This window comes from Alphaproteobacteria bacterium (genome assembly GCA_040905865.1).
In the GTDB taxonomy this organism is placed as follows: domain Bacteria; phylum Pseudomonadota; class Alphaproteobacteria; order UBA8366.
This window is the reverse complement of sequence record JBBDQU010000058.1, coordinates 44,347-71,234: the sequence shown is the minus strand read 5'-3', so window position 1 is coordinate 71,234 and position 26,888 is coordinate 44,347. Positions and strand designations below refer to the sequence as shown.

The window sequence follows — 26,888 nt, the reverse complement described above, 5'->3', positions numbered from 1 at the left end:
TGAAATCGCCTGTGGCGGTCGAACATTAATCTATTGTGACAGGCGCGGATTGGCAATTGAGCGTGGCCGCGATCAGGACTATCTGATATTGGTCGAATTGTTCAAGTTGCGAAAGGTACGCCACCGTGAGAATTGGCATCAATGGCTTCGGTCGCATGGGCCGGCTGGCGCTGCGTGAATCCTGGGACTGGCCCGGGATCGAATTCGCGCATATCAACGAAATCGCGGGCGACGCGGAAGTCGCGGCGCATCTGCTGGAGTTCGACTCGGTCCACGGCCGCTGGAACCGGAATATCGGGTTCGACGGTTCGAACATCCATGTCGACGGAAAAACCATCCCGTTCACCCGCCATCCCTCGCCACGGGAAACTCCGTGGGAGGATTTCGGCGTCGATGTCGTGATCGAATGCAGCGGCAAGTTCAAGACCGAAGCCGCGCTGGCGCCCTATTTCGAGAAGGGCGTCCGCAAGGTCGTGGTCGCCGCCCCGGTCAAGGAAGGCGCGCTGAATATCGTCATGGGCGTCAATGACGACCTCTACGACCCGAAGCGGCATCATCTGGTGACCGCCGCATCCTGCACCACCAACTGCCTGGCGCCCGTGGTGAAGGTCATCCATGAAGCGCTGGGCATCCGGCATGGCATGATCACCACGATCCATGACATTACCAATACCCAGGTCCTGGTGGACCGCCCGCACAAGGACCTGCGGCGCGCCCGGTCGGCGGTCCTGTCGATGATCCCGACGACCACTGGCTCGGCGACGGCGATCACGATGATCTACCCGGAACTGAAGGGGAAGCTGAACGGCCTGGCCGTCCGCGTGCCGATGCTGAACGGATCGCTGACCGACTGCGTGTTCGAGCTGGAACGCAAGACCGATGCCGATACGGTCAACGCCCTGTTCCAGGACGCCGCCGCCGGCCCGTTGAAGGGCATTCTCGGCTATGAAAAGCGGCCGCTGGTATCGGCGGATTACGTGAACGACAGGCGGTCGTCCATCGTCGACGGCCCGTCGACCATGGTCACCGACGGCACCCAGTTGAAAATCCTCGCCTGGTACGACAACGAAATCGGCTATGTTAACCGCATGATGGAGCTGGTTTCCAAAATCGGCGCAAGTCTCGGCAGGAAAGCGGCATGACCGATATCCGCAACTATGCCGTCGTGACAACAGCCTATTGGGGCTTCACGCTGACCGATGGCGCGTTGCGGATGCTCGTGCTGCTGCATTTCCACACGCTGGGATACAGCCCGCTGGAAGTCGCCTTCCTGTTCCTGTTCTACGAATTCTTCGGGATCGTCACCAATCTGGTCGGCGGCTGGATCGCCGCCCGGCTGGGGCTGAAGACAACCCTGTTCGGCGGGCTGGCGCTGCAGATCGTCGCCCTCGCGATGCTGGCGCAGCTTTCGCCCGAATGGTCGCGCTGGACATCCGTCGCCTACGTCATGGCGGCGCAGGCCCTGTCGGGGATCGCCAAGGACCTGACCAAGATGAGCTCCAAGAGCGCCATCAAGCTCGTGGTGCCGCAAAACGCGGAATCGGCCCTGTTCAAATGGGTCGCCATCCTGACCGGGTCGAAAAACGCGCTGAAAGGCGCCGGGTTCTTCCTCGGCGGGCTGCTGCTGGCGACCCTGGGCTTTGTCGACGCCCTCTACGCCATGGCCGCGGCGCTGGCCGTTGTGCTGGCGGGGGCGGTCACCATGCTGCCGCGCGGCATGGGAAAATCGAAATCCAAGGCGAAGTTTTCCGCCATTTTCTCCAAGAGCCGGGAGATCAACATCCTGTCCGCCGCGCGGTTCTTCCTGTTCGCGTCGCGCGACGTATGGTTCGTCGTCGGCCTGCCGGTGTTCCTCTACGCCACCCTGGGCTGGAGCTTTACCGAGGTCGGCGGCTTCCTGGCGCTGTGGGTCATCGGCTACGGCATGGTGCAGTCCGTCGCGCCGAAGATCATGGCGCGGCGCGGCGCGCCGGACGGCCCCACGGCGCGGAACTGGGCCTTCCTGCTGGCCGCCATCCAGGTCGGCATTGTCGCCGCGCTCGCTTTCGAACTGGACCCGGCGGTTTCCGTCGTTACCGGGCTGCTGATCTTCGGTATCGCCTTCGCGCTGAATTCCTCGCTGCATTCCTACCTGATCCTGTCCTACAGCGATGCGGACAAGGTCGCGCTGAATGTCGGCTTCTACTACATGGCGAACGCGGGCGGGCGGCTGGTCGGCACTGTGCTGTCCGGCCTTGCCTACCAGCAATGGGGACTGGTCGGATGCCTCTGGTTCTCCGTCGGCCTCGTGCTCTGCGCCGCCCTGCTGTCGATGCTGCTGCCGGCCGGGACCGCTCGCGCCGTCGCAGCCGACGATCTGGCCGCCGCGGCCGGCGAGTAACGCGTCAGGGCGGCAGCACCGTCATGCCCGTTGTCGCGCGGCCCAGGGCATTTGCAATCCTCGGTCAATCCGGTTTCAGGTCCGGCCGCAGCATGGCGGATGGCGGCGGCAGGGGCCATGCGGATACCCGATGCGTCGCCGCATGGCATTACCGGACGCGACGCTTGCATTATCCTTGCCGCGCCGCCAAGCTTGCCCCGGAACGGATGGCGCCGACGCAAGGGAGGTCTGTATGCGCATGACGGTGGACGAGGCCCGGTCGCTGGCGGAGCGTGTGTTGATGGCGCTCGATCATTCGTCGGAATACGCCCGGATCGTCGCCGACCATCTCATCGACTGCGAATTGCGCGGGCTGCAGTATGGCGGGCTGCCGCGCCTGGTCAGCATCGTGGAGCGGCTGCAGCGCACCGGTTCGCCGAAACAGCCCGTGACCGTGGCCCATGAAACGCCGGTTTCCGCGCGGCTCAACGGCAATGACAATCTCGGCTATGTCGTCGCGCTCAAGGCGACGGAGATCGCCATCGCGAAATGCCGCGCCAGCGGAATCGCCATGGTTGGCGGCGACGATACCTGGTACACGGGCATGCTCTCCTATTTCGCCGAATTGGCGGCGGCGGAAGGCATGGTCACCATGATCGCCTCCAACGCCACGCCCTGGGTCGCTCCGCACGGCGCGACCGAAGGGCGCTTCGGCACCAACCCGATCTGCTTCGGCTTTCCCAGCACCGGCGATCCGATCATCTGGGATATCGGCACCTCGTCGATCATGCATGCGGAGGTCGTGCTGGCGAAGCGCCTGGGGCAGACGCTGGCGGACGGCATCGCCTTCGACGCGGAAGGGCGACCGACGACGGACCCCGACGCCGCGCTGGGCGGCGCGTTCACCCCATGGGGCGGACACAAGGGATCGGGACTGGGCCATGTGGTGCAACTGCTCGGCGTCCTGGCCGGTTCGCCAATCCAGCCGCCGGAGCTCGCCGGGTTCGGATTCGTCATCGTGGCCATGCGGCCGGACCTGATGATGCCGGAGCAGGAGTACCGCGAAAAGGTGACCGCCTACGCCGAGTCTGTCCGCGGCGCGCGCCCGGTCGACGGCGGCGCTCCCGTGCGGATGCCGTTCGACCGCTCCGCCGCCATCCGCCGCGAACGCATGGCGGCGAACAGCATCGAGGTGCCGGAAATCGTGCACCGGCGCCTGACGGGCGTCGCCGGCGCCGGACGAATCTGACGCCTTGCGGAGCAACCTGCCGGAAACAGCCGCGCGGCATCGCATTGTTGCATCGAATGACTACCAATGCGCGAGAATTACGACTAGCATGACGCCACAGTTCCCCCGCCGGAAAGAAGTCGGTCCGCCCGGCGGGGGAACAATGAAAATCTGACACGTAACGGGAGGAAGCCACATGTTCACGTTCACGACAAAGCTGATCGCCGGCGCCGCGCTGGTTGGCGCGCTCGGCGCCTATACGACCGTCAATGCCCAGGAATACCCGGAAATGTCGTTAAAGCACGCAACCGGTTTCCCCAAGGCGCTGTACATGAACAAGCCCACCGAATGGTTCGCCGAGAAGATCAAGGAACGGACCGGCGGCAAGATCGAGATCAAGCTTTACTATTCCGGCGCGCTGGGCAAGGCGAACGAAATCCTGCCGCTGGTTGCCAGGGGCGCGGTCGACATGGGCGCGCTGGTGCAGGGGTATTTCACCTCCAACCTGCCCTTCGCCGCCATGACGAACAGCCTGCCGATGACCTTCTTCGACCCGGAAACCGCGATGCGCGCGGCGATGGCGCTGGAAAAGACCAACCAGTCGCAGATCGACGAGTTCAAGAAGAACAATATCAAGCCGCTGGTGTACCGCTACCTGCCGAACTACAAGCTGATCTGCACCAAGCCGGTCCGCACCATGGAAGACCTGAAGCAGCTCAAGGTCCGCACCTTCGGCAATTACATGCCGAAAATGTTCGCCGCCATCGACGTGACCCCGGTCAACGTCCTGCCGACGGAAAACTATGAAGCGCTGAAGCGCGGCACGATGGACTGTTCCTACCTGACCAACGCCAACTTCGTGGCCTACAAGCTGCACGAAGTGGCGAAATACATCATCGACGTGAAGTTCGGCGGCATCCACGCCTATTTCCTGGCGATGAACCTGGACAAGTTCAACGCGATGCCGGCACATGTCCAGAAGCTGTTCGTCGATACCGGCCTGGAAGCGACGGATTACAGTTCCGAAGTGACCGAGCGCGAGGAAGCCGAAGCGCTGAACACGATGGTTGCGCAGGGCGCGGAAGTCATCAAGTTCGAGGAACAGGAAAAGCTGAACGCCGCCGTTCCGGACATGGTCAAGCTCTGGATCGAGGAAATGGCGAAACAGGGCCTGGAAAAGGAAGCGGCCCAGTATGCGGGGGAAGTCATGGCCTATTACAACAAGAACAAGAAAGAATAGACGGCCACGAATCCTGTAAAACTCGAATAGCCTGCGGCGGCCCGGATACAGCCATGCATCCGGGCCGCCGGCGGGCGGCATTGGGCAGTCATGAAACAGTTTTTTGTCTTTCTTGATCTCTCGATACAGCGATTATGCGTCTTCGCGCTCGCCATCTCCGCGGTCTTTATCGGGCTGCTGGCGCTGATCGGCGCCGCCGATATTTTCGGCACCTCGATCCTGCACATGCCGGTCCCCAGCGCGGTGGAATATTCCGAAGCCGGCCTCGTCATCGTCGTCTTCATGGGGCTCGCGCAGGCGCAGCGGCGCCGCGCGCACATCACCGTCGATATCTTCTCGGCGAAATTCACCGGTCTGGCGCAACGGCTCTCCATCGGCATCGCGGTCATCGGCGCGATCCTGTTCTTCGGCTTCATCGCGTGGCGCAGCGGCTTCGCCGCCTGGGAAAGCGTGCTGGTCGACGAACGCTCCATGGGGCAGATTTCCTTTCCGGTCTGGCCCGGCAGGGTCCTTCTCTGCACCGGCTGCATCATCGCGACGCTGGAAGCCCTGCGCCAGTTCGCGCACCTGCTGTGCGGCACCTATGACCGGGACCTGAGGGAGCAGTTGCGTGACTGAAGCGCTGTATTACGGCATTGCGGCCATCGGCGTGCTGCTGTTCCTCGCCGGCCTGGGAATTCCCATCGCCTTCGCCATCGCGCTGGTCGGCGCGGTCGGCATGTACCAGGCTTCCGACCTGACCTATACGTTGATCACCTTCGAGACGCTGCCCTACGCCGTCGCCAGCGAATACGCCTTCGCGGTGATCCCGATGTTCGTGCTGATGGGCGCCTTCGCCTCGGCGTCCGGGATCATCAGCGAGCTGTATACGGCCGTGAACAAGTGGCTCGCCTCGGTGAAAGGCGGGCTGTACATGGCCACCGCCGTCGCATCGGCGGGGTTCGCCGCCATTTCCGGCTCGACCGTGGTCAACGCGGCGATGTTCACCCGCATCGCCCTGCCGGAGATGATCCAGTTCGGCTACCACAAGGGGATCAGCGCCGGATGCATTGCCGCGGCCGGCACCTTCGCCGCCCTGATTCCACCCTCGCTCACCTTCGTCATCTTCGGAATCCTGACCGACGAATCGATCGGCGCGCTGTTCATCGCCGGGATCCTGCCCGGGCTTCTGACGGCGGCGTTCTATATCTTCACGATTCCGCTGCTGGTCCGGCTGCGGCCGGACTGGGCGCCGGCGCCGGCCGCCAGGCTGCAGTTGCGGGAAAAGCTGGCGGGGCTGAAGGGGCTGTGGCCGATGCTGCTGCTGGTCTTCTTCGTCCTCGGCGGCATCTATACCGGCCTCGCCTCCCCCACCGCCGCCGGCGCGCTGGGCGCCACGGGCGCGCTGGCGATTTCGGTCGCCCGCCGCCGGATTTCCACGGGCGATGTCTGGTCGTCGTTCAAGCAGACGGCCGAGCTGACGGCGGTGCTGTTCATCCTGATCATCGCCGGGCTGCTGTTTTCACGCTTCCTCGTGGTGTCGGGCTTCATTACCGACCTGACCGACATCGTCACCGGCAGCGGGCTGTCCGCCGCCTGGTTCATCTTCATCATGGTGCTGATGTACCTGGTGCTGGGCATGTTCATCGACCCGCTGTCGATGCTGGTCATGACGGTGCCGTTCATCCACCCGGTCGTATTAAGCTACGGGCTCGATCCGATCTGGTTCGGGGTCATCCTGTGCAAGATGATCGAGATCGCCGTCATCACGCCGCCGGTCGGGCTCAACCTGTTCGCGGTCGTCTCGGCCTCGGAGGGGCGGGTGTCGATCACCGACCTCTATTCCGGCATCTTGCCCTTCGTCCTGATCGAACTGGTCGTATTGGGGATCCTGATAGCCTTCCCGGCGATTTCAACCTGGCTGCCCGCGACGATGATGTAATCCCGCGACCGGGACATCATCGCCCGCACTTATCTTCTAGAATCATAAAGAGATTTCGAGTCACAATCAGCGCATGTTCAGATTTATCAAAAAAGAGGGCGCACGAGAGATCGTTGTGGAAGCAATAAGGTCTTGGCTGTGGCCGCCTCTCGCAGCAGGGGTTTCTGTTGTGATTGGCTTTGCGCAAGATATTCCTTGGTTTTACATTGCCGTGGGGGCGTGCGTCATTTTTTCTGCGGTAGCAACGGGGCTGCTGCGATTCGACGAGTGGCGCTTTCGTCAGACAGTGAAAAACAAGCTTAATTTCGCATCTCTGCGTGTTACCACCAAGCTAAATTTGGACGGCTCGGTTGAATCAGTTGGCCTCGGTTTCATACTAAACAATAGCGCTCTATTTCCCGTTGAGTTCGCGGTTAAGTCGCTTCAAACTCAGTTAGCAGATAGGTTTCCTCCGAAGAGGGAATACGATACTAAGCGCTTTATAGTCGCAGCAAATGGGAACGCTTGGTTTGATGACTTTCACATAGAAATGCCTGATCCTCCTAGGAATCAGGCAATTGAGGGAAGCATCAAGTTTGAGGTCTGCTATGGGAGGCCAGGGCAGCTAAACTGCACGCTCGGAAAGAAGTTAAAAATCAACATAGGGTTTGACGGAAACGGCAACGTCCATGGGTCAAATTGGACAGAACTGCGATAGCAGACTAATAAGTAGGCTCGCGCTAAAAAGCTCAATCTGGCAGAGACGATTCAATCTAATAAAATTGAGCAGTTGAGGGATAAATCGGATTCATTATTCGCTCGGCGCCACGTCGAGCCTTATGACGATGCCTTCCAGGTCCGGCGACGGCGCCGGATAGCGCTTCATGACCAGCGGATCGTGCCCCGGCACGATATGCCGGTCGTCAACCGCCAGCTTGCGCAGCTTGCGGAAGCTTTCCAGCATGAGGAACAGGTTTTCGTGGGTCATGAAGGGCGTGCCCTCGGTGATGCTTTCATAGTAATGCGCCGCATCGGAGGCGAGCACGACCCAGCCGCGTTTGGTGTGCACCCTGACCGATTGCAGCCCCCGCGTATGGCCCGGCATGTGATGCACGGAAATGCCGGGGAAGACCTCCTCGTCGCCGTCATGGAAGACGACCCGGTCGCCATACAGGGCGGAGACCATGTTGACGACCTCGCTGAGCACGAAGGAATGGCGCAGCGGCGGATGGGTCATGGCGCGCCCGGTCACGAAGCCCATTTCCTCGTCCTGGATGTGGAACGTCGCCCTGGGGAATTTCTCCATATTGCCGACATGGTCGTAATGCATGTGCGAGATAATCACGTGCTCGACCGTGTCCGGGTCCACCCCGACGAGCTTCAGCGAATCCGCCGGGCAGCGCAGGCAGTTCCGCTTGCGGCGCTTGCCCTCGGACTCGCTGAACCCGATATCGAGGACAACCGTGCGGTCGGCGTTTCTGATGACCCAGACGAAATAGTCCATCGCCAGCGGCGCCTCATGCGGATCGCCATGGACGAAGATCGATCCCCGGTTGCCGACCCGATCGCCGTATTTTATGGCGAAGATTTCATATTCCGGCAGTGACATTTTTTCCCGTTCCCCCCTCGATGGCTTGCCGGGCTAGCCGGCGATCTGCGTGCGCTGCATATGGCGGACGCTGACGAAATTGTCGTGAATGGCGTAGTGCACGGTGCAGCGGTTGTCCCAGAACGCCACGGATCCCTTGCGCCAGCGGAAGCGGCAGGTGAATTCCGGCCGGCTCTGGTGCTCATACAGGTATTCCAGGATCGGCGCGCTCTCCGCCTCGGTCATCCCTTCCAGGCCGACCGTGTAGACGCTGTTCACATACAGGCATTTGCGGCCGGTTTCCGGGTGGACCGCGACCACCGGATGCGCATGCACGGTCGGCTGCCAGTTCGAATCGTCGCGCACCTTGCTGGACCGTTTCTTGTTCACGTCGGACTGCGGCCCGGCGACCCGGATGTCGCTGTGCACGGCCTTCAGCCCCTCCAGCGTCGCCTTGAATCCGTCGGACAGGGTTTCATACGCCATGTACTGGTTGGAAAACATCGTGTCGCCGCCATAATCCGGCGTCTCCAGCGCATAGAGGATCGCCCCCATGGGCCGCGTTTCCATCATTGTCGTATCCGCGTGCCACCATTCCCCGGCCGCGCCGGTATCCCCCGGCTTGCGCAGCAGGTAGACGGTCTCCTTGTCTTCCTGGCCAAGCTGGTAGTTGGGGTGGACGAAAAGATCGCCGAACCGCCGCGAGAACGCCTTGTGGCGGTCGACCGGCAGGTCCTGGTCGCGGAAGAAGATCACCAGATTGTCGAGCAGCGCCTGGCGGATTTCGGCAATCACCGCGTCGTCCAGATCTTCGGCGATATCGACACCGCCGATTTCCGCGCCCAGCGCGCCGGCAATGGGCTCCACGGCGATATGTCTGTATTCGGTCATCGATAGCATCCCGTTCGCGTTGACCCGCCGGGAACATGCATCCGGCAGGGAATGGCGAACAGCCTATCCTATCCTCCCGTTTGCGCAAACCCGGCCCGCAATCGCCGCCGGCCGGGCCGTCGGCATTACGCCTTTTGGCGTTCCGCCCCGTGGGCTAGATTGGCCTTTCCAGGGAGGGCCATGACTTGAGCGACGAAACATTCGACTATGTGATCGTGGGCGCCGGTTCCGCCGGCTGCGTCCTCGCCAACCGGCTGAGCGCGAACGGCAGGCATCGCGTCGCGGTCGTCGAGGCGGGCGGGCGCGACAACTGGATCTGGTTCCATATCCCCGTCGGCTACCTGTTCGCGATCGGCAATCCCCGGTCCGACTGGATGTTCCGCACGGAGGAAGAGCCCGGGCTGAACGGCCGCAGCCTCGCCTATCCGCGCGGCAAGGTGATCGGCGGCTGTTCCGCGATCAACGCGATGATCTACCAGCGCGGCCAGACCGCCGATTACGACCGCTGGCGCCAGTCGGGCCTCGAGGGCTGGAGCTGGGACGATGTCCTCCCCGCCTTCAAAAGCCAGGAAGATCACTATCTCGGCGCCAGCGAAATCCACGGCGCGGGCGGCGAATGGAAGGTCAACAAGCCGCGCGTCCGCTGGAAGATCCTCGATTCCTTCATCGACGCCGCCGAACAGGCGGGCATCCCCCGCACCGACGATTTCAACACCGGCGACAACGAAGGCTGCGGCTATTTCCAGGTCAACCAGGAAGGCGGCCGCCGCTGGAGCGCGGCGCGCGGTTTCCTGAAACCGGTGCTGAACCGCCCCAACCTGACATTGATCACCGGGGCCCTTACCGACCGGCTGGTCTTCGAGGGCAGGCGCGCGACCGGCGTTGTCATCCATCACACTGGCCTGCAACGCACCATTCACGCCGCGAAAGAAATCATCGTCAGCGCCGGCGCCGTCGCCTCCCCCGCCATCCTGGAACGTTCCGGCATCGGCGGCGGGGAGCGGCTCAGGCAGCTTGGCGTCGATGTCGTGCATGACCTGCCGGGCGTCGGCGAAAACCTGCAGGACCATCTGCAGTTGCGCCTGATCTACAAGGTCAACGGCGTGCCGACGATGAACTCGGTCTACCGGTCGCTTATCAGGCGGGCCGGCATGGGCATCCGCTACGCGCTGTTCCGGACCGGTCCCCTGACCATGGCGCCGTCGCAGCTTGGCGCGTTCACGCGCTCGTCACCGGATTACGAGACGCCGAATCTCGAATATCACATCCAGCCGCTGTCGCTCGACAAGTTCGGCGACCCGCTGCACACCTTCGACGCCTTCACGGTCAGCGTCTGCAACCTGCGCCCGGCCAGCCGGGGCTCGATCCACGCGGTATCGCGCAACCCTGATGATGCGCCGCGCATCGCGCCCCATTACCTGTCGGCGGCGGAAGACCTGCGCGTCGCGGTGGATTCGATCCGCCTGTCGCGCCGGATCGTCGAATCGCCTGCCCTGCGGCAATACCGGCCGGAGGAATACCTGCCCGGCGCGCATGTGACGAGCGAGGCGGACCTCGCAAAGGCGGCCGGCGACATCGGCACCACGATCTTCCACCCGGTCGGCACGGCGAAAATGGGCATCGACAGCGATCCCATGGCCGTCACCGATGCGCGGCTGCGGCTGCGCGGCATCGAGAATGTCCGGGTCGTCGACGCCTCCGTCATGCCCAATATCACCTCGGCCAATACCAATTCGCCGACGATGATGATCGCGGAAAAGGCGGCGGGCATGATCCTTTCGGATGCATGACCCGCGCCTGAAAGCTGTTACGGCAGGTCCAGCCGGACCTCGATGGCCGCGCTGGCGATCACGGCGGTATCGTCCCGGCCGTCATCGGCCACGTCCAGCCCGCCCCTGACCGCCTTTACGGTCACCACGCCGACCGGCAGCGTTGCCTTCACCGCCTGCGTATCGACCTTGTCGGGCTGCTGCACGCCGATGGTGACATCGACCTTCATCCTGTCCTTGTCGACCCCCAGGGTCCGGACCATCGCCAGCGAGCTGTGATGCAGGGCGTCCTGCACCGCGCGGATCGCCGCCTTGGTGTAATCGCCGCCATGCAGGTCATTGCCGGCGCCCATTTCGAGTATGACGCGTTTGTATGTCATCGGATGTCTTCCTTACGGCAGGTCGAGCCGCACGACGGCGGCGGCATGGGCGATCAGGGTCGAATCGGTTCCCGCATCGTTGGGAATTTCAAGGCCGCCCTCCACGACATTCACGGTCCCGGTGCCATGCGGCAGCACCGCCAGTACGGCGACCTTGTCGACCTTGTCCGGATAGGGAATGCCGATGGTCACCTCCACCCGCATCGAATCCGTATCCTGTCCAAGCGCGTTGGCAATACTCAGCGAGTTGTGCCACAGCGCGTCGCGCAGCGCCCGCACCGCGGCCTTGGTCGGTTCGGCGCCGCGTATATCGGTCCCCATGCCGATTTCGAGAACCACACGTTTCCACGTCATTCCACATTCCCTTTCTGACAAATACCGGCCGGCCGGATATCGGCCCCTGCCGACAGATTACCCACCGAAACAGGCAACGGCCATATCTTCGGCTGATAGCGACGTATCGACAAGGCCGCGACGATTGCCCATGATGGCGCCCGCAACAATGATCGCATCCGCCAGATACGAAAACCGAGAGATACAGGGATGGAAATTTCGCTGCGCGTCAACGGCGCGGTCCGCAAGGTCGACGCCGACCCGGCCACGCCGCTTTTATTCATCCTGCGCAACAGCCTGGGGCTGAAGGGCGCGAAACTGGGCTGCGGCGCCGAACAGTGCGGCGCCTGCGCGGTGCTGGTCGATGGCGAGCCCGTCCCGACCTGCGTACGGGCGGTTTCCGAATTCGCGGAAAGCGACATCGTCACCGTGGAAGGGCTGGCCGGTGACGGCGCGGCCAGCGATGTGCAACGGGCGTTCATCGCCGGGAACGCGGCGCAGTGCGGCTATTGCACGCCCGGAATCGTCGTCGCCACGACCGCGCTGTTGCGGCGCAGGAAGAACCCGGACGCCGGCGATATCCGCGATGCGCTGGACGGGCATCTGTGCCGCTGCGGGTCGCATACCCGCGTGATCAGGGCAATCGCGTCGCTGGCCCGGGAGGGCGCTTCCGATGGCGTCTAACGCCAGCCTGGACAAGGCGCCGAACGTGGATGACTGGCTGGCCATCGATACCGACGGCCGGGTCCGGGTGCGGACCGGCAAGGTCGATATCGGCCAGCGGGTCTCGACGGCGCTTGGCCTGATCGCCGCCGAGGAACTGGACGCGCCGCTCGATTCGGTCGATGTGCTGCGGGCCGATACCGACCGCGCCCCGGACGAAGGCATCACGTCGGGCAGCAATTCGATGGAGGAATCCGGCAATGCGGTGCGGCTGGCGACCGCGACCGCGCGCCGCCACATGCTCGCCCGCGCCGCCGAATTGCTCGACGTCGATCCCGCGACGCTGGAGATCGAGGACGGGCTGATCCAGTCCCGGGCGACGAACCGGACGCTGACCTTCGCGGAACTGCAGGGCGGCAGGCCGTTCGGCATTGCCATCGACCTCGGCATCGCCTCCAAGCCGGCGGCGCAATACCGCCTTGTGGGCCGCCCGGCCGCCGCGCGGGGCATGGCGGAAATCGTTTCCGGGAAATTTCAGTTCCTGCAGGACATGGAACTGCCCGGCATGCTGCATGCGCGCGTCGTCCGGCCGCCGCATTATCACGCGACGCTGCGCGGCCTCGACGACGCGGTGCCGCGGCGCCTCGAATCGGAGGAGATCCGCGTCATCCGCGACGGCAGCTTCCTCGCCGTCGCCGGCGCCGACGAATACGCCGTGATCAGGGCGGCAACCCGGCTGTTCAACGCCGCCGACTGGGACAGGGGCGCTGGGCTGGAGCCGCAGGATATCTTCGAACGGCTGCGCGGCAACGAACGCACGAGCCTGCCGGTGGTCGACGGCACGCCGCAGGACGCGCCGCTGCCGCCCGCGACGGAACCGCCGGCGAATGCGGCCGTGACCCTGTCCGCCCGCTATGAGCGCCCTTACCACATGCACGCCTCCATCGCCCCATCCGCCGGCGCGGCGCTGTGGCGGGACGGCGAACTCACCGTCTGGTCGCACAGCCAGGGCATCTACATCCTGCGGGCCGCCATGGCCGGGGCGCTGAACCTGCCGGAAACCGCGATCCATATCCATCATGTGCCCGGCGCCGGATGCTACGGTCATAACGGCGCGGATGACGCGGCCTTCGACGCCGTGCTGGCGGCGCGCGCCATTCCCGGCGTGCCCGTCCTGCTGAAATGGACGCGCGAGGACGAAAACGCCTGGGAACCCTACGGGTCCTGCATGGCCATGGACCTGAGCGCCAGCCTCGACAACAGCGGCGCCGTCATCGCCTGGGCGCAGGAAACCCACAGCGACACGCACTCGATGCGGCCCCGGCCCGGCGCCGGCGGCGCGGGACCGGCGCGGCTGCTGGCGACCCGCTACCTCGCCGATGCGATCCAGCCCTATGCGCCGCAGCCCAACATGCAGACGCATGGCGGGATCCACCGCAACATGGACCCGCTGTACGACCTGCCGAACAAGCGGCTGGTCAAGCACCTGGTCCGGGACATGCCGCTGCGGACATCCTCGATGCGGACGCTGGGCGCCTTCGCCAATATCTTCGCCATCGAATCCTTCATGGACGAACTGGCCGAGGCCGCCGGCATCGACCCGCTGGAATTCCGCCTGCGGCACCTCGGCAATCCGCGCGCCCGCGACGTGCTCAACGCCATGGCGGCGAAGCTGGGCAATGCGCCCCTGCCGGAAGGCCAGGGCCGGGGCTTCGCCTTTTCGCAGTACAAGAACGTCAAGACCTATGCGGCGGTCGGCATCGAACTGGAAGTGACCGACGCGGCCGAGATCGTCCTGAAGCGGGCGGTCGTCGCCGCCGATGCCGGGCAGATCGTCGATCCCGACGGGCTGACGGCGCAGCTGGAAGGCGGGCTGCTGCAATCGGCGAGCTGGGCGCTGTACGAATCGGTCGAATTCGACCGCGACGGCATCACCAGCCGCGACTGGGACAGTTATCCGATCCTGCGTTTCGGCAATGTCCCGGTCATCGAAACGGTCCTGATCGACCGGCCCGGCGAACCGTTCCTCGGCGCCGGCGAGGCGACGTCGGGCCCGATTGCCGGCGCGATCGCCAATGCCGTCAGGAATGCGTCAGGGCTCAGGCTGCGGCGGATGCCGTTCACGCCGGACGCCCTGCGCGCCGCCGCAATGGGTAACCATGAGTAACATTGCATTTCCCCTTGCGGAAAAAACCGTTAAGCTTCGCGCGCGCGCCTGGAGGGAGATCTGTTTTCACGGCGCATTTTTCATCAAGAAGCGGCATTGATCGCGGTTTTCCCGCGGCGACGAATGCCGTCAATCACAAGGAGACAAGGATGGGTAAGGTAACAGGCGCCATGTTGTTGGCGAAATCCCTGAAGGAACAGGGTGTAGAGCACATGTTCGGGATCGTCGGTTTTCCCGTGCAACCAATCGCTGCCGCCGCACAGGAAGTCGGCATCAACTATGTCGGCATGCGCAACGAACAGTCGGCCTCCTATGCCGCGCAGGCCGTCGGTTACCTGACGGGGCGCCCGGGCGCCTGCCTGACCGTTTCCGGCCCCGGCGTCATTCACGCCTTTGCCGGCCTGGCGAACGCCAAGGAAAACTTCTGGCCGATGATCCTGATCGGCGGCGCGTCGCCGGTGTATCAGAACGGCATGGGCGCCTTCCAGGAAGAACGGCAGACCGAACTGGCCGCACCGTACTGCAAGTTCGCGCATAACGTGGAACACGGCTACCGCATTCCGTTCTACGTCGAAATGGCGGTCCGCCACTCGATCTACGGCCGTCCGGGCCCGGTCTATCTGGACATGCCCGACGACATCATCCTCGGCGAAATCGACGAATCCGAAGTGTCGGCCGTCGCGCGCGTCCCGGCCCCTCCGCGGGTCCAGACCATGCCGGAATATGTCGACCAGGCGCTCGATCTTCTGGAAAAGGCCGAGAAGCCGCTGGTCATCGTCGGCAAGGGCATGGCCTATTCCGGCGCCGAAGAAGAGGTCCGGAAATTCATCGAACGCACGCAGCTTCCCTTCCTCGCCTCCCCGATGGGCAAGGGCGTCATGGACGACAACCACCCGCTGTCGGTCGGCGCCGCGCGCAGCCTGGCGCTGAAGGAGGCGGATGTCGTCTTCCTGATGGGCGCACGGCTCAACTGGATCATGCATTTCGGTCTGGCGCCGCGTTTCAACAAGGACGTCAAGATCATCCAGCTCGATATCGCGCCGGAAGCCATGCACCAGAACCGGCCGGCAACGGTCGCCATGGTCGGCGACGGCAAGGCGGTCGTGGCCCAGTGCAACGCCGCGCTGGACGGCCGTCAGTGGTTCTATCCGAAGGACACGCCATGGCGTCAGGCGATTGCGAAGAAGTCGGCGGATAACGCGGCCGCCATCCAGCCGCAGATCGACGACAATTCCTCGCCGTTCAACTACTACCGCGCGCTGAAGGACATCCGCGAATGGGCCGGCGAAGACGCCATGATCATCGGCGAAGGCGCCAATACCATGGATATCGGCCGCACCCAGCTGCCGAACGCGAAGGCGCGCCGCCGTCTCGACGCCGGCAGCTACGGCACGATGGGCATCGGCATGGGCTTCGTCATTGCCGCCGCGGTCGTCAACCCGGACATTCCGACGATTTCGGTATCGGGCGATTCGGCCATCGGCTTCTCCGGCATGGAGATCGAGACCTGCTGCCGTCTCGGCCTGCCGGTCAAGATCGTGGTGCTGAACAACGGCGGCATCGGCAAGGGCGTCGAAGTCTATCCGAAGGATGGCTCGGCGGCGCCGCACGTGCTGTCCGTCGACGCGCGTTACGACAAGATGATGGAAGCGTTCGGCGGCAAGGGTTTCTTCGTCACCGACCCGAAAGACCTGCGCAAGACGCTGGACGAAGCCATGGCCTTTGACGGCCCGGCGCTCGTCAACGTCAAGCTGCTCCCGGATGCGACCCGGAAGCCGCAGGAATTCCACTGGAACATGACCAAAGCGCAAGCGTAATCCCGCGCGTCATACCAGATGCAATCCGGGCCGGTGCACCTCGCACCGGCCCTTTTTGTTGCGCAATAATATACTCAGAATCCAGACAGAGACCCTAGAGGGTCTTCAAAGTCTGTAATTGGCCCATCTATTTCAGAGAGTCCAAGGATGACTGCAAAACGGTATGCTGATTCAATTGTCGTAAATGACGCCAGTACATCTAGCCCCCCGATAGGGTCGCTAACATCAAATTCACATAAATAATAACCAGTAGAAACACCCACGACTTCAGCATCTTGCAACTGGTTACGAGTAATCGGACCAATATAAATCATTGTTCCATTATCGGATTTCCCGCTAAAGTAGCGGTCACCGTCAATTATATCCACTTGCCCGGAGGTAATCATGCGTGCTGACCCTCGTATCACTGCGACCAAACTCGCAGAGTATATGACTGCATCGTTTGCCCGGAAACGGGCAATTTTACAAGAAAACAAGTACCCACAAGAAGTTGTGATGGTCCGCTGGACACAGGCTGAACGCCCTGTTTCCCAATTCGTGACAAAGGGGACTAGCGATCTTGGGTTTCTTGACAATGAAATCGATAAACTAAACACCTTAACTCCAGATACAGATTTTAAAATTCAAAACCGAGATCTCTGTGTTGAGGCGCTACAAAACTTTAAACTACTTTCGAATCAAATGCAGTTCACTGACTTTCGCCGAAGCCTCGGTCCTATGCAGCGCGGAATGCCAATACACATGAACGGCGTTGACGTAAGTGTTCTTCCCCAAGTGATCTTAGAGGGTGTGACACGTAAAGGTGATCGTGTTGTTGGAGGGATAAAATTCAGTTTCCCAAAAACACATCCGTTAATCGAGACCGCCGCTGGTTACCTGTCCACGCTCATCCACTGGCACTGCGAACAGCACCTTGGGAATTTGGGGAGAGCCGATATGCGCCTCTGCCACGCCGTCGATGTTCCAACGGCCACTGCCTATAATCCCCCCGCTACTTACAAACGTCGCCGTCAGCATTTAGTGGAGGCTTGTAACGAAATAGTTCAACGTTGGCCTAACGTCCCACCACCGACAGGGTATATTGAAGTCGACAAATAATGGCTAACCAGTTGTTAATCCTTGGTGGCCCAGTCTGTGCGAGACTATGCTGGGGTATCCATCTTTTTGGGCATCGGTTGCGTGGTTACAAGGATTCGCAAGGCATCAGCGAAGGGAATAAGTTTGCATTCTCGGCGCTCCATGCCAGACTCTTCTAGCTTTCTTGACACAGCATTTCCTCGGCAAGATGACAAAAGAATATATTATTTACTGCGACGAATCTGAAGATGACGGAAATTTGTTTTCTAATTTTTTCGGTGGCGCATTGGTTCGTTCTGATCACATTGACCATGTGAGGAATAGCATTGCACAGAAAAAAAATGATCTAAATTTCAATGGCGAAATAAAATGGAATAAAATAACTGAGAATTACGAAAGTAAATATAAGGAAATATTAGACCTTTTCTTCGATTTCGTAGCGCAAGATATTATAAAAATAAGAATAATGTTCACTCAAAATATACATGTTGCACAAAATTTAACAGCAGACCACTATGACCTCAAATACTTTTTGCTATATTATCAGTTTCTCAAGCACGCTTTCGGGTTAAGCTATTCGCCACCAGTATCCCCGAGGCTGCGCTTGTATCTTGATAAAATCCCAGATAACGAAGAGAAAATCGAACAGTTCAAATCATTCATCTTAAGCTTAGAGCGGTATCCCCCATTCCGAAAGGCCGGGATAACTATACAAAAAGATGATATCACCGAAGTAGTGTCACACGAACACGATGTGCTGCAATGCTTGGATATTGTTCTTGGAAGCATACAATTCCGGCTTAACAACAAACATCAGATCAAGCCTGATGGTGCAGCGCAACGAGGCAAGAGAACTCGCGCCAAAGAGCGTGTATACCAACATATCAGCCAAAAAATTCGAAATATCTACCCGAATTTCAACATCGGAATCACAACCGGGACTCAGGGAGAAAAGCGAAACCGTTGGGATCACCCGTACCGACACTGGCGGTTCATCCCAACAGATATGAAAATTGACCGTGATCGAGGGAAGCGGTAGCCCCATTGGCACTATGTTGATGTCAACGCATCAACGAATCTTTAGTGGCACTAGAGACTTCGTGCGCAACAGGGCTACTTAATCATATTCAAACCCTGTCAATCGTCAAACCATAAATCTAACCCGCTAATACCCTTAACAATTTCGGATTTTGGTATCGGGTCATTCGTAGAGAATTTGTTTGCAAGCCGCGAATCGAGCTCCCCATAAGTCAAACACTTGCTGTTACCGCGGATTGGCCGTGACAGGGATTGCAATTGTACCGTCTCGTGCTGTGACCTCTGCACGCCCCGCCGTCAAACGACCTCGTCCTTGCGGTTGGTCGTTTCGCCGTAGCGCGCCAGCGCCGGGCGTTTCAGGTCGCCATAGGCGGCGTCGACCTTCTCGTTCACGATGGCGGCCTGCTGTTCGAACAGGCTGTTGCCGTCCATGTCGCTTTCGACGATCAGCGGGCCGAAATTTTCCACCTCGAACACCCAGATTGCCTGGGCGATGCCCAGTTCCTCCAGCCAGTGGACATCGACCACCCGCTTTATCGCCCGCCCCAGCAGCGCGCCGGTGCCGTAGCCGACCGTGGTCAGGTAGAGCGCGCCGTTCGGCACCAGCTGGTTTTTGTAATCGGCGGGCGACATGCCGCCCTTGCCGACGATCAGCTTGCAGCCGGATTTCGCGAACCAGGCGTCGAGCCATTTGGAGAACCGGAAACTGGCGGTCGCGGTCACCGCGCCGACATTGAAGGTTCCGTCCGCGTTCACCGACGCCGCCGGCGAACAGTGGAAATTCACATTCGAGATTTCCGCCAGCGGCACCGGCGGCTCGGCCCCGTCGCCGAGATAGCGCTGATACATGCCTTCGCGGCCGGTATAGATCACCCCGTCCAGGTAGACGATGTCGCCCAGCTTCAGGTCGCGCAGGTCTTCATCGCTGACCGGGACGGTCAGGCGGCGATGCCTCAGCCCGCCGCCTGCGCCTTTTCCGTCGTCTGCCATTCGACACTCTCCCGTCGCATGTAAGGGGTGAACCAGTTGGGGTCGGTGCGGTATTCGACCCGGCCGTCGCCATGCAGCCGCGCCACCGCCCGGCGCGACGACAGGCAGAAGCTGTGCACGCTCATCGGCATGCCGCCGGTATGGGTGTAGCCCAGCTCCACATGGCAATCGACGACCATCGAACTGCCGACATAGCCCATCGGCCCCATGCCGATGGCGTTGCCCATTTCCTTCAGCTCGTCCTCCAGCTTTGCCGCCGCCGGGTCCGGGTTGCGGTCGCCGACCACCCGCAGGCAGGCCGCCTGCTTGCCCAGCGTCATGGCGACATCCTTGCTGCCGCCAATCCCGACGCCGACGATGGCCGGCTGGCAGGCGAGGCCGCGCCGCCCGAATTCATACATCACGTCCAGGAAGAACCGCTTGATGCCGTCGATCCCGTCGCCGGGGAACAGCATCCGGTAGTCGGACCCGAACAGCCCGCCCTTGTGCACCGTGGTGATATCCACCCAGTCGCCGCCCGGTTCGAAGGAATAGTCGATTTCCGGCGCGTTGATGCCGACATTGTTGTTGTTGTCCTGGCGGGTCAGCGGGTGGACGCGGTTGGGGCGGAGCGGCACCTCCTGGGTCGCCCGGGCCAGCGCGCGGCGCAGCGCGGCTTCCAGCGACACGAAACCGCCTTCGATGGCGGCCTCGTTCCCCGCCTTGACGAAAAACCGCGGCACGCCGGTATCGGCGCACATCGCGCGGCGGTCCTGCTCGGCGGCCTCGTAATTGTCCAGCATCGCCTCGAGCACGAAGCGGCTCAGTTCCGCCTTTTCGCCCTTCACCAGTTCCCGCAGCCCCGTGCGGTAGTCCTCGGGGATTTCAATCGCGGCGCGGCTGGTGATCTCGAACGCCGCTTCCTCTATCGCTTCGATCCTGATCATGGCTTTCTCCCTTCCCCCAAGCTTGCCCGCTTTGCCCGCCCGGTCAAGCAGGACCTGTCCGCCTGTCCGCGATATAATACATGACATTTGGCAGGAAGCCCCCAGGCGGTTTAGGCTTTCGCCGTTGCGGACCCGAAGAGAGGAGAACCTTATGGCCATGACCATCACACCGCTGGGCGATGCGCTCGGCGCCGCCGTCACGGGCGTCGACCTGAGCCGTCCGGTCGATCCCGCCGATATCGACGCGATGCAGACGGCGCTGCGGGACCATCTTGTCCTCGTGATCCGCGACCAGAAGCTGAACCCGGAACAGTATCTCGCCGCGATACGGCTGTTCGGCGACACCATGGCGCAGCACCTGACCGACTGGCTGATGCCGGAACACCCCGAAATCGCCGTGCTGGACAGCCGCCGGATTCCGCCCGACCCGGACGGCACCGTGAAGCAGCCCGGCTCCCGGGACTGGCATACCGACCATACAAACCATGCGAAGCCGCCCAAGGTCACGGCGCTGTACGCGGTCGCCCTGCCCTCATCGGGCGGCGATACGGGTTTCGCCAACATGCATATGGCCTATGACGCGCTGCCGGGCACCGTGCGTTCGAAGCTCGCGGGCATAAAGACGGTCAACAAGATCGAAAACCGCATCTATGTCAGCGACGAGGACAAGCAGAAATACGGCGGCGGACAGATCCACCCGCTGATCCGCACCCATCCGGAAACCGGCAGGAAAGCGATCTATATCCATCCCGGCAAGACCGAGCGGTTCGTCGACATGGCGCCGGAGGAAAGCCACCGCTTCATGGACGATCTGATGAGCAGCATCATCCGGCCGGAAATCTGTTACCGGCACAAATGGCGGGTCGGCGACCTGCTGCTGTGCGACAACCGGGCGGTCCTGCACCTGGCCTATGGCGATTACGACCATTCGGAAGGAAGGGTCATGCACCGGATCATCCTGGAAGGCGACGTGCCGGCGTAGATCAGTCCGTAATGAGGCTTTCGCCGGGCCGGACGCGGGTGAAATCGACCGGGTTCGTGGCAACCGAAAGGCCGCCCTCCGCCAGCGTCACGACCGTGTAATAGGAAGTTTCCAGGTCGCCCGGTTCGGGGAAATCCTCGCGGAAATGCGCGCCGCGCGAATTTTCCCGCGCCATCGCCGCGTGGCAGATGGACCGGCTGACCAGGATCAGGTTCTCCATGTTCAGCCAGTCATGCCAGCTGAGATTGAAGGCCGGGTCCTGTTCCGCCAGGCCGATTTCGCCCAGCGCCGCATCCAGTTCATCCAGCGCCCCCAGCGCGCGGGTCAGGCTGTCGCGGGTCCGCACGATGCCCGCGTCGTCCCACATCATGTCGTACAGCCGGTCGCGCACCGCGTTCATGTCGCCCGCCGGCCGGCCGAACGGCGCCAGCGCACGGGCGGCGGCGGCTTGCAGCGCGGCATCGTCCGGTTCGGAAAATTCGCCTTCCGCCTTTACGAAGGGCGCCATCGCATCGCCGGCCAGCCCGCCGAACACGGTCGAATTGGCGACGCCGTTGCCGCCCAGCCGGTTTGCGCCATGCACCCCGCCCGTATCCTCGCCCGCCGCGAACAGGCCGGGCAGTTCGGTTTTGCCATCGACCCCGAAGACCACGCCGCCCATCATGTAATGCGCGGTCGGCACGATCTCGACCAGCCCGCCGACGAGATCGAAACCGACATCGTGGCAGCGTTCGACCATGCCCTTGAAGGATTTGCGGACCATCGCCGGATCGAGATGCCGCATGGTGATATAGAGGCCGCCATTGGGGCTGGTATGGCCGTGGCGCATCTGTTCGAACATGCCGCGGCTGACGATATCGCGGGTCGCCCGCTCGCCGCGCGGATCGAACCTGTGCATGAAGCGTTCCCCGGCGCCGTCCAGCAGGTGCCCCCCGGCGCCGCGCAGTCCTTCCTCGATGATCGTGCCGGTGATCCTCGTATCCTTGCCCGCGATCAGCCCGGTCGGGTGGAACTGCACCATTTCCATGTCGCGCAGCGGCAGCCCGGCGCGCAGCGCCATCGCCATGCCGTCGCAGCTCTTGTCGCCGGACGGTGTGTGGTAGCGGTACATGGTCGGCCCGCCGCCGGTCGCCAGCAGCACCGCCTTCGCCTGCACGAAGACCAGCGCCCCGTCGCGCATATCGGCCAGCAGCACGCCGGCCAGCCGCTTGCCGTCGACGCTGCGGATCAGCGCCAAGGCCCGGTGTTCCTCCAGCCGGTTGATGTCGCGCGCCCAGACCTGTTCGGCCAGGCGGCTGATGATCTCGATCCCGGTCAGGTCGCCCTTGTGCACGGTGCGGTCGAAGGTCTGCCCGGCGAAGGCTTTCTGGTGGATCGTGCCGTCCGGGTTCCGGTCGAAGAAACAGCCGAGTTCGTTTTCAAGCTCGTGAATCCGGATCACCGCATTGGTGATCAGCGCCCAGGCCAGGTCCTGATTGTTCAGCCATTTGCCGCCCTCGATCGTGTCCATGAAATGGCGCTCGACCGAATCGTCCTTCGACAGGGCGACATTGTATCCGCCCTGCACCATCCTTGTGCAGCCGGATTTCCCCAGCAGCCCCTTGACCGCGATGGTGATATCCAGCGCCGGATCGATCTTGTGGGCGTGCAGCGCGGCGAACAGCCCCGCCCCGCCCGAACCGAGAATCAGGATATCCGTCTGGCGTCTTGCGATGTCGACCATGCTTTTTCAGACCACGTTGAGCAGATAGAGGATGCCGATGGCGAAGGCGAAACCGGCGGCGAGCGCGGCCAGCGTCTTCTGCCGGTCATGCCAGGGCAGGAATTCGACCGCCAGCAGGCGCAGCCCGCCGGCCATGTGCAGGGCCAGCAGGACCACCAGCCCGGTTTCCGCCGCCTTGACCAAAGGATGCGCCGTCCAGTCGATGAAAGCGTCGAACCGCGCGCCGCCGTCGATGACCAGCGACAGCACATACAGATGCACCGGCAGGAACAGCGCCAGCGCCAGCCCCGACACCCGGTGCAGGACGAAGGCCCAGTAGGTCGGGTGATTGCGATGCGCGGCAATCGTACTCATGTGATCGCCCCGACGGCGCGGATGCCGAGCGCCAGCACCGCGACACAGAACAGCGCCGCGACGATATTGGGGACCGCGCCGCGCCAGGCGGTCATTTCCCGCATCACCACCCGCAGCCCGATGGCGCCATGCACCGCCGCCGCGAGGACGAACAGCCCGTAGACGCCGCCCCAGAAGACGCTGCCCCGGGTTCGGCCCAGGATTTCAGCGGCCGACAACCCGTCCTGTACCGCATAGATCATGACGGCCAGATGCAGCAGCACCAGCGGCGCCAGGATCATCGCGGTCAGCCGCTGCGCCGCGAACAGCCACAGCTCCAGCCGTCCGCTCATAGCCGGCCCTTCAGCAGCGCCGCCAGCGTCCGGCGTTTCAGCCCGGCAATCGCCGCCGTCGGGCTGAGATTCTTCGGACAGTGGGTCGAGCAACCCTGCTGGCTGTGACAGGCATGGCAGCCCGCATCCCCCGCGACCGGGCCGAGATGCGCTTCGGGGTCGGCGTCCCGCTCGTCATTGACCAGCGTCCAGACCCGGTTCAGCGCGGCCGGGCCCAGGTAATCCGGTTTCCACGCAACCACGTCGCATGCCGCATAGCAGACGCCGCAGCCGATGCATTCGATGGCGGCCGTGGCTTCCCGGCGCGCCGGGCTTTGCGGGTCCACGTTTGCGAATTCCAGCGAGGCGCCGTCGCGCGGCGCGAAACGCGCGCCGGCATCGCGCCATTTGTCGAAGAACACCGTCATATCGACGGCAAGGTCCTTGACGATGGGGAAATTGCGCAGCGGCCGGATTTCGATCCGCCCGTCTTCCGCAACCGAGTCCACATGGGTGCGGCAGGTCCAGCGCGGCTTGCCGTTCACGGTCATCGCGCAGGATCCGCACATCCCGACCCGGCAGGAAAACCGGTAGGACAGGGTCGCATCCAGTTTCCGCTGCACATAGGTGACCACATCCAGGATCGTCTGGCTGGGCTGGCGCGGCACATTGAAGGTGTCCAGCCAGCCATCATCGCCGCCGCGCCAGATATCGACCCGCAGCGATTTGCCCGATTGCGTTTCCGTCACGGTCCGCCTTCCCTCTATCCCCCTGGCGCGCCATACTCGGGCCAACATGCAATCATGGCAATCCGGCATGGCGCGGCCATCGACGCCGGCCGGTATTCTGCGGGGAAGAACAAAATCATGCAAATGGGCAAATACGGGGTCTGGCATTCATGCAACGCGCTGACCCGGCCACAGATTTCGGAACTGGCGAAAACCGTCGAAAAACTGGGTTACGGCGTCCTGTGGTACCCGGAATCGACGTCCTACGAGTCGATGGCGCTGGGCAGTTACCTGCTGGCGCAAACCGAAACGCTGGCCGTCGGCAGCGGTATCGCCAATATATACGCCCGCGACGCGCTGTCGGCGATGGCCGGGCATAATACGCTGAACACGCTGTATGACGACCGCTTCGTGCTGGGGCTTGGCGTGTCGCACATGCCGCTGGTCGAAGGGGCGCGCGGCCATCAATACGGCAAGCCGGTGACGACGATGCGCGCCTATATCGACGCCATGGACGCCGCCAATATCGCCATTTCCGCGCCGGCGCGGAATATCGTGATCGGCGCGCTGGGTCCGAACATGCTGGCCCTGTCCCGGGACCGGACCTCGGGCGCCCTGCCCTATAACGTGACGCCGGAATACACGGCGCGGGCGCGCGAGATCATGGGCCCCGATGCCTGGCTCTGCATCGAACAGAAAATATGCCTGACCGGCGATGCGGGCACGGCGCGGAACGTGGCCGCCCAGGGGCTGAGCCGCTACATGACGCTGCCCAATTATCGCAACAACTGGCTGCGCTGCGGCTTTTCCGAAAACGAGCTTTCCGGCGGCGGCAACCACCGTTTCCTCGACGCCATGGTCGCCTGGGGCAGCGCCGCCGACATCGAGGCGCGGATCAAGGCGCATTTCGACGCCGGGGCGACCCATGTCTGCATTCAGCCGCTAAACCCCGACGGCGGCGCCGCGCCGGACTGGAAAGCCCTGGAAACCCTGGCGCCGCGATAACGCCATGACGGATGCAGCAACCGCAGAAACCGCGACTGCCGCGACGGCGAAGCGCATCGCCATCATCGGCGCCGGCGCGGCGGGAATCTGCTGCGCCAAATACCTGACCGAGGCCGGATTCGAAAACGTCACCCTGTTCGAGATCGGCACGAAAATCGGCGGCATGTGGTGCTACAGGAACGACAACAACCGATCCTCCGCCTACCGCACGCTGCATATCAACACCTCGCGGAACGTCACGCGGTTCAGCGACCTGGACTTCGCCCCGGACGTGCAGGATTTTCCCGACCATCGGGACATGCACAATTATCTGGAATCCTACGCGGACCATTTCGACCTGCGCCGCCGCATCCGCTTCAATGCGACGGTCACGGATATCCGCCCGGAATTCACGCCCGGCCGGGACGCGCCGAAATGGACCGTGGAAACGGCGGATGGCGAGACCGCGGAATTCGATACGGTCATCGTCGCGACCGGCCACCTGACCGAACCGCTGCACATCCCGGAATTCCGGGACAATTTCAAGGGCGAATACGTCCACTCCCATTATTACCGGGAGCCGGAAGATTTCGTCGGCAAGCGGATCTGCGTGGTCGGGGTCGGCAACAGCGGCTGCGACATCGTCAGCGATATCTGCGTCACCTCGCCCCGCACCGTGCTGGTCGCGCGCTCCGGGGTCCTGATCCTGCCCAAGCTGCTCTGCGGCATCCCGTTCACCGATATCACGCGCAAGATCCAGCGGCCCTGGATACCCGGTTTCCTGCGGCGCAAGCTGACCCGGTGGCTGACCTTCCTGGTGCATGGCCGCATGACCGATCTGGGCTTCAGGCCGCTGACCGAGCGCGCCCATGTGACCAGCAACGCCACCGTCGTCAATCACATCGCCTACAGCCGAATCGAGGTGAAACAGGGCATCGCAAGAATCGAGGGCAAAACGATCCACTTCGTCGACGGCACGGCGGAGGAATTCGATACGCTGATCGCCGCGACCGGCTATCTGATCGACCTGCCCTTCCTCTCGCCGGAGGTCGTACCGATCCGGGACAATGCGATCGACCTGTACGAGCGCATCGTGCCGCCGGGCTGGCCCGGGCTGTATTTCATGGGCATGTTCAATACGGATACGGCGCTCAATATGGTCTTCGAGCACCAGGCCCGCTGGATCCGGGAAATGGAACTGGGCAACGCGGTCCTGCCCGGCGAAGCGGAAATGCGCACCGCCATCGCGGAACACAAGCACTGGGTCAAAAACAACTACCGGGATTCGCCCCGCCATACGATCGAGGAGGAGCACGTCCCCTATCTCGGTTCCCTGAAGCGCACCCTGCGCGAGGCGCGGCGAAGGCGCCGCTGACACCCTGCAACAGAGTGTTTTGCCGGAAGCGTCTCTGTCGCTAAAGTCGATTTCCTTTTTCTCCC

27 protein-coding genes are annotated in these 26,888 nt (G+C 62.5%); 16 read left to right on the top strand and 11 right to left on the bottom strand.

The window, feature by feature from the left end; genetic code table 11:
* The first annotated feature begins 125 nt into the window (after positions 1–125).
* The 7 genes from WD767_12880 to WD767_12850 all read left to right on the top strand — a co-directional run bounded on the left by WD767_12880 (position 126) and on the right by WD767_12850 (position 7,445).
* Positions 126–1,142 carry an ArsJ-associated glyceraldehyde-3-phosphate dehydrogenase gene (locus tag WD767_12880; GenBank protein MEX2616982.1) on the top strand — a complete coding sequence of 339 codons (1,017 nt, stop codon included), beginning with the start codon at positions 126–128 and terminating at the stop codon, positions 1,140–1,142.
* The gene (gene arsJ / locus WD767_12875; protein MEX2616981.1) at positions 1,139–2,380 is read left to right on the top strand and encodes an organoarsenical effux MFS transporter ArsJ; all 1,242 of its coding nucleotides are present in this window, start codon (positions 1,139–1,141) and stop codon (positions 2,378–2,380) included. Before WD767_12880 ends, arsJ begins: the two co-directional genes overlap by 4 nt.
* A gap of 232 nt (positions 2,381–2,612) precedes the next feature.
* Positions 2,613–3,608: an Ldh family oxidoreductase gene (locus tag WD767_12870; protein MEX2616980.1), complete on the top strand. Its 996-nt coding sequence runs from the start codon at positions 2,613–2,615 to the stop codon at positions 3,606–3,608.
* A 175-nt stretch (positions 3,609–3,783) separates the two neighbouring features.
* Entirely contained in the window at positions 3,784–4,827 is a 1,044-nt protein-coding gene (locus tag WD767_12865) for a C4-dicarboxylate TRAP transporter substrate-binding protein (GenBank protein ID MEX2616979.1), read from the top strand.
* 90 nt (positions 4,828–4,917) lie between these two features.
* Positions 4,918–5,445 (top strand): TRAP transporter small permease, encoded by a 528-nt coding sequence (locus tag WD767_12860; GenBank protein MEX2616978.1) that lies wholly within the window; start codon positions 4,918–4,920, stop codon positions 5,443–5,445.
* Positions 5,438–6,748 carry a TRAP transporter large permease gene (locus tag WD767_12855; protein ID MEX2616977.1) on the top strand — a complete coding sequence of 437 codons (1,311 nt, stop codon included), beginning with the start codon at positions 5,438–5,440 and terminating at the stop codon, positions 6,746–6,748. The genes WD767_12860 and WD767_12855 overlap by 8 nt, the downstream gene beginning before the upstream one ends.
* 73 nt (positions 6,749–6,821) lie before the next feature.
* Positions 6,822–7,445: a hypothetical protein gene (locus tag WD767_12850; GenBank protein MEX2616976.1), complete on the top strand. Its 624-nt coding sequence runs from the start codon at positions 6,822–6,824 to the stop codon at positions 7,443–7,445.
* Positions 7,446–7,538: 93 nt separating this feature from the next.
* Here the strand turns inward: WD767_12850 and WD767_12845 are convergent, their stop codons facing one another.
* Positions 7,539–8,336: an N-acyl homoserine lactonase family protein gene (locus WD767_12845; protein MEX2616975.1), complete on the bottom strand. Its 798-nt coding sequence runs from the start codon at positions 8,334–8,336 to the stop codon at positions 7,539–7,541.
* Between the two features lie 33 nt (positions 8,337–8,369).
* The gene (locus WD767_12840; protein ID MEX2616974.1) at positions 8,370–9,206 is read right to left on the bottom strand and encodes a TauD/TfdA family dioxygenase; all 837 of its coding nucleotides are present in this window, start codon (positions 9,204–9,206) and stop codon (positions 8,370–8,372) included.
* Positions 9,207–9,391: 185 nt separating this feature from the next.
* Here WD767_12840 and WD767_12835 point away from each other — a divergent pair, with 185 nt between their 5' ends.
* On the top strand, positions 9,392–10,996 hold the full coding sequence (locus WD767_12835; protein MEX2616973.1) for a GMC family oxidoreductase N-terminal domain-containing protein: 1,605 nt from the start codon (positions 9,392–9,394) through the stop codon (positions 10,994–10,996).
* Between the two features lie 17 nt (positions 10,997–11,013).
* Here WD767_12835 and WD767_12830 read toward each other — a convergent pair whose 3' ends face one another.
* On the bottom strand, positions 11,014–11,355 hold the full coding sequence (locus tag WD767_12830; GenBank protein ID MEX2616972.1) for a Lin0512 family protein: 342 nt from the start codon (positions 11,353–11,355) through the stop codon (positions 11,014–11,016).
* A 12-nt stretch (positions 11,356–11,367) separates the two neighbouring features.
* Positions 11,368–11,709 (bottom strand): Lin0512 family protein, encoded by a 342-nt coding sequence (locus WD767_12825; protein MEX2616971.1) that lies wholly within the window; start codon positions 11,707–11,709, stop codon positions 11,368–11,370.
* Positions 11,710–11,898: 189 nt separating this feature from the next.
* Between WD767_12825 and WD767_12820 the strand changes: the two genes are divergently transcribed.
* The 3 genes from WD767_12820 to oxc are packed head-to-tail and all read left to right on the top strand — an operon-like array spanning position 11,899 to position 16,335.
* Positions 11,899–12,372: a (2Fe-2S)-binding protein gene (locus tag WD767_12820; protein ID MEX2616970.1), complete on the top strand. Its 474-nt coding sequence runs from the start codon at positions 11,899–11,901 to the stop codon at positions 12,370–12,372.
* Positions 12,362–14,518 carry a molybdopterin cofactor-binding domain-containing protein gene (locus tag WD767_12815; GenBank protein MEX2616969.1) on the top strand — a complete coding sequence of 719 codons (2,157 nt, stop codon included), beginning with the start codon at positions 12,362–12,364 and terminating at the stop codon, positions 14,516–14,518. The genes WD767_12820 and WD767_12815 overlap by 11 nt, the downstream gene beginning before the upstream one ends.
* Before the next feature lie 2 nt (positions 14,519–14,520).
* A complete protein-coding gene (gene oxc / locus WD767_12810; GenBank protein ID MEX2616968.1) occupies positions 14,521–16,335 on the top strand; it encodes an oxalyl-CoA decarboxylase in 1,815 nt (604 codons plus the stop codon).
* Between the two features lie 74 nt (positions 16,336–16,409).
* Here oxc and WD767_12805 read toward each other — a convergent pair whose 3' ends face one another.
* Entirely contained in the window at positions 16,410–16,721 is a 312-nt protein-coding gene (locus WD767_12805; GenBank protein MEX2616967.1) for a hypothetical protein, read from the bottom strand.
* Between WD767_12805 and WD767_12800 the strand changes: the two genes are divergently transcribed.
* The gene (locus tag WD767_12800; GenBank protein MEX2616966.1) at positions 16,720–17,433 is read left to right on the top strand and encodes a hypothetical protein; all 714 of its coding nucleotides are present in this window, start codon (positions 16,720–16,722) and stop codon (positions 17,431–17,433) included. The two genes, WD767_12805 and WD767_12800, sit on opposite strands and share 2 nt — an antisense overlap.
* A gap of 187 nt (positions 17,434–17,620) precedes the next feature.
* Entirely contained in the window at positions 17,621–18,451 is an 831-nt protein-coding gene (locus tag WD767_12795) for a DUF3800 domain-containing protein (GenBank protein MEX2616965.1), read from the top strand.
* A 296-nt stretch (positions 18,452–18,747) separates the two neighbouring features.
* On the opposite strand, the gene WD767_12790 is transcribed toward WD767_12795, so the two are convergent.
* Positions 18,748–19,440: a fumarate hydratase C-terminal domain-containing protein gene (locus WD767_12790; GenBank protein MEX2616964.1), complete on the bottom strand. Its 693-nt coding sequence runs from the start codon at positions 19,438–19,440 to the stop codon at positions 18,748–18,750.
* Positions 19,404–20,366, bottom strand: coding sequence for a fumarate hydratase (locus WD767_12785; GenBank protein ID MEX2616963.1), 963 nt, complete (start codon positions 20,364–20,366; stop codon positions 19,404–19,406). The genes WD767_12790 and WD767_12785 overlap by 37 nt, the downstream gene beginning before the upstream one ends.
* Before the next feature lie 151 nt (positions 20,367–20,517).
* Between WD767_12785 and WD767_12780 the strand changes: the two genes are divergently transcribed.
* Positions 20,518–21,348, top strand: a complete 831-nt coding sequence (locus WD767_12780; protein ID MEX2616962.1) for a TauD/TfdA family dioxygenase — start codon at positions 20,518–20,520, stop codon at positions 21,346–21,348.
* Between the two features lies 1 nt (position 21,349).
* Here WD767_12780 and WD767_12775 read toward each other — a convergent pair whose 3' ends face one another.
* From WD767_12775 to WD767_12760, 4 genes are read right to left on the bottom strand one after another with little or no spacing between them, the layout of a single operon-like run.
* Entirely contained in the window at positions 21,350–23,071 is a 1,722-nt protein-coding gene (locus WD767_12775) for an FAD-binding protein (protein MEX2616961.1), read from the bottom strand.
* A 6-nt stretch (positions 23,072–23,077) separates the two neighbouring features.
* Positions 23,078–23,425, bottom strand: coding sequence for a succinate dehydrogenase, cytochrome b556 subunit (gene sdhC / locus WD767_12770; GenBank protein MEX2616960.1), 348 nt, complete (start codon positions 23,423–23,425; stop codon positions 23,078–23,080).
* A complete protein-coding gene (locus WD767_12765) occupies positions 23,422–23,757 on the bottom strand; it encodes a succinate dehydrogenase (protein MEX2616959.1) in 336 nt (111 codons plus the stop codon). Before WD767_12765 ends, sdhC begins: the two co-directional genes overlap by 4 nt.
* Positions 23,754–24,485, bottom strand: coding sequence for a 2Fe-2S iron-sulfur cluster-binding protein (locus WD767_12760; GenBank protein ID MEX2616958.1), 732 nt, complete (start codon positions 24,483–24,485; stop codon positions 23,754–23,756). The genes WD767_12765 and WD767_12760 overlap by 4 nt, the downstream gene beginning before the upstream one ends.
* A 117-nt stretch (positions 24,486–24,602) precedes the next feature.
* Between WD767_12760 and WD767_12755 the strand changes: the two genes are divergently transcribed.
* Both WD767_12755 and WD767_12750 read left to right on the top strand, forming a co-directional pair.
* On the top strand, positions 24,603–25,469 hold the full coding sequence (locus tag WD767_12755) for a TIGR03620 family F420-dependent LLM class oxidoreductase (protein MEX2616957.1): 867 nt from the start codon (positions 24,603–24,605) through the stop codon (positions 25,467–25,469).
* 4 nt (positions 25,470–25,473) lie between these two features.
* Complete coding sequence (locus WD767_12750) at positions 25,474–26,823, top strand: NAD(P)-binding domain-containing protein (GenBank protein ID MEX2616956.1); 1,350 nt, start codon at positions 25,474–25,476, stop codon at positions 26,821–26,823.
* Positions 26,824–26,888 lie beyond the last annotated feature (65 nt).

Coding starts and splice junctions, on each gene's coding strand:
- WD767_12845 (MEX2616975.1), bottom strand. CDS start 8,336: ATGTCACTGCCGGAATATGAAATCTTCGCCATAAAATACGGCGATCGG.
- WD767_12805 (MEX2616967.1), bottom strand. CDS start 16,721: ATGATTACCTCCGGGCAAGTGGATATAATTGACGGTGACCGCTACTTT.
- arsJ (MEX2616981.1), top strand. CDS start 1,139: ATGACCGATATCCGCAACTATGCCGTCGTGACAACAGCCTATTGGGGC.
- WD767_12865 (MEX2616979.1), top strand. CDS start 3,784: ATGTTCACGTTCACGACAAAGCTGATCGCCGGCGCCGCGCTGGTTGGC.
- WD767_12860 (MEX2616978.1), top strand. CDS start 4,918: ATGAAACAGTTTTTTGTCTTTCTTGATCTCTCGATACAGCGATTATGC.
- WD767_12790 (MEX2616964.1), bottom strand. CDS start 19,440: ATGGCAGACGACGGAAAAGGCGCAGGCGGCGGGCTGAGGCATCGCCGC.
- WD767_12815 (MEX2616969.1), top strand. CDS start 12,362: ATGGCGTCTAACGCCAGCCTGGACAAGGCGCCGAACGTGGATGACTGG.
- WD767_12850 (MEX2616976.1), top strand. CDS start 6,822: ATGTTCAGATTTATCAAAAAAGAGGGCGCACGAGAGATCGTTGTGGAA.
- WD767_12780 (MEX2616962.1), top strand. CDS start 20,518: ATGGCCATGACCATCACACCGCTGGGCGATGCGCTCGGCGCCGCCGTC.
- WD767_12765 (MEX2616959.1), bottom strand. CDS start 23,757: ATGAGCGGACGGCTGGAGCTGTGGCTGTTCGCGGCGCAGCGGCTGACC.
- WD767_12755 (MEX2616957.1), top strand. CDS start 24,603: ATGCAAATGGGCAAATACGGGGTCTGGCATTCATGCAACGCGCTGACC.
- WD767_12795 (MEX2616965.1), top strand. CDS start 17,621: ATGACAAAAGAATATATTATTTACTGCGACGAATCTGAAGATGACGGA.
- WD767_12820 (MEX2616970.1), top strand. CDS start 11,899: ATGGAAATTTCGCTGCGCGTCAACGGCGCGGTCCGCAAGGTCGACGCC.
- WD767_12800 (MEX2616966.1), top strand. CDS start 16,720: ATGCGTGCTGACCCTCGTATCACTGCGACCAAACTCGCAGAGTATATG.
- WD767_12830 (MEX2616972.1), bottom strand. CDS start 11,355: ATGACATACAAACGCGTCATACTCGAAATGGGCGCCGGCAATGACCTG.
- sdhC (MEX2616960.1), bottom strand. CDS start 23,425: ATGAGTACGATTGCCGCGCATCGCAATCACCCGACCTACTGGGCCTTC.
- WD767_12785 (MEX2616963.1), bottom strand. CDS start 20,366: ATGATCAGGATCGAAGCGATAGAGGAAGCGGCGTTCGAGATCACCAGC.
- WD767_12870 (MEX2616980.1), top strand. CDS start 2,613: ATGCGCATGACGGTGGACGAGGCCCGGTCGCTGGCGGAGCGTGTGTTG.
- WD767_12825 (MEX2616971.1), bottom strand. CDS start 11,709: ATGACGTGGAAACGTGTGGTTCTCGAAATCGGCATGGGGACCGATATA.
- WD767_12775 (MEX2616961.1), bottom strand. CDS start 23,071: ATGGTCGACATCGCAAGACGCCAGACGGATATCCTGATTCTCGGTTCG.
- WD767_12840 (MEX2616974.1), bottom strand. CDS start 9,206: ATGACCGAATACAGACATATCGCCGTGGAGCCCATTGCCGGCGCGCTG.
- WD767_12750 (MEX2616956.1), top strand. CDS start 25,474: ATGACGGATGCAGCAACCGCAGAAACCGCGACTGCCGCGACGGCGAAG.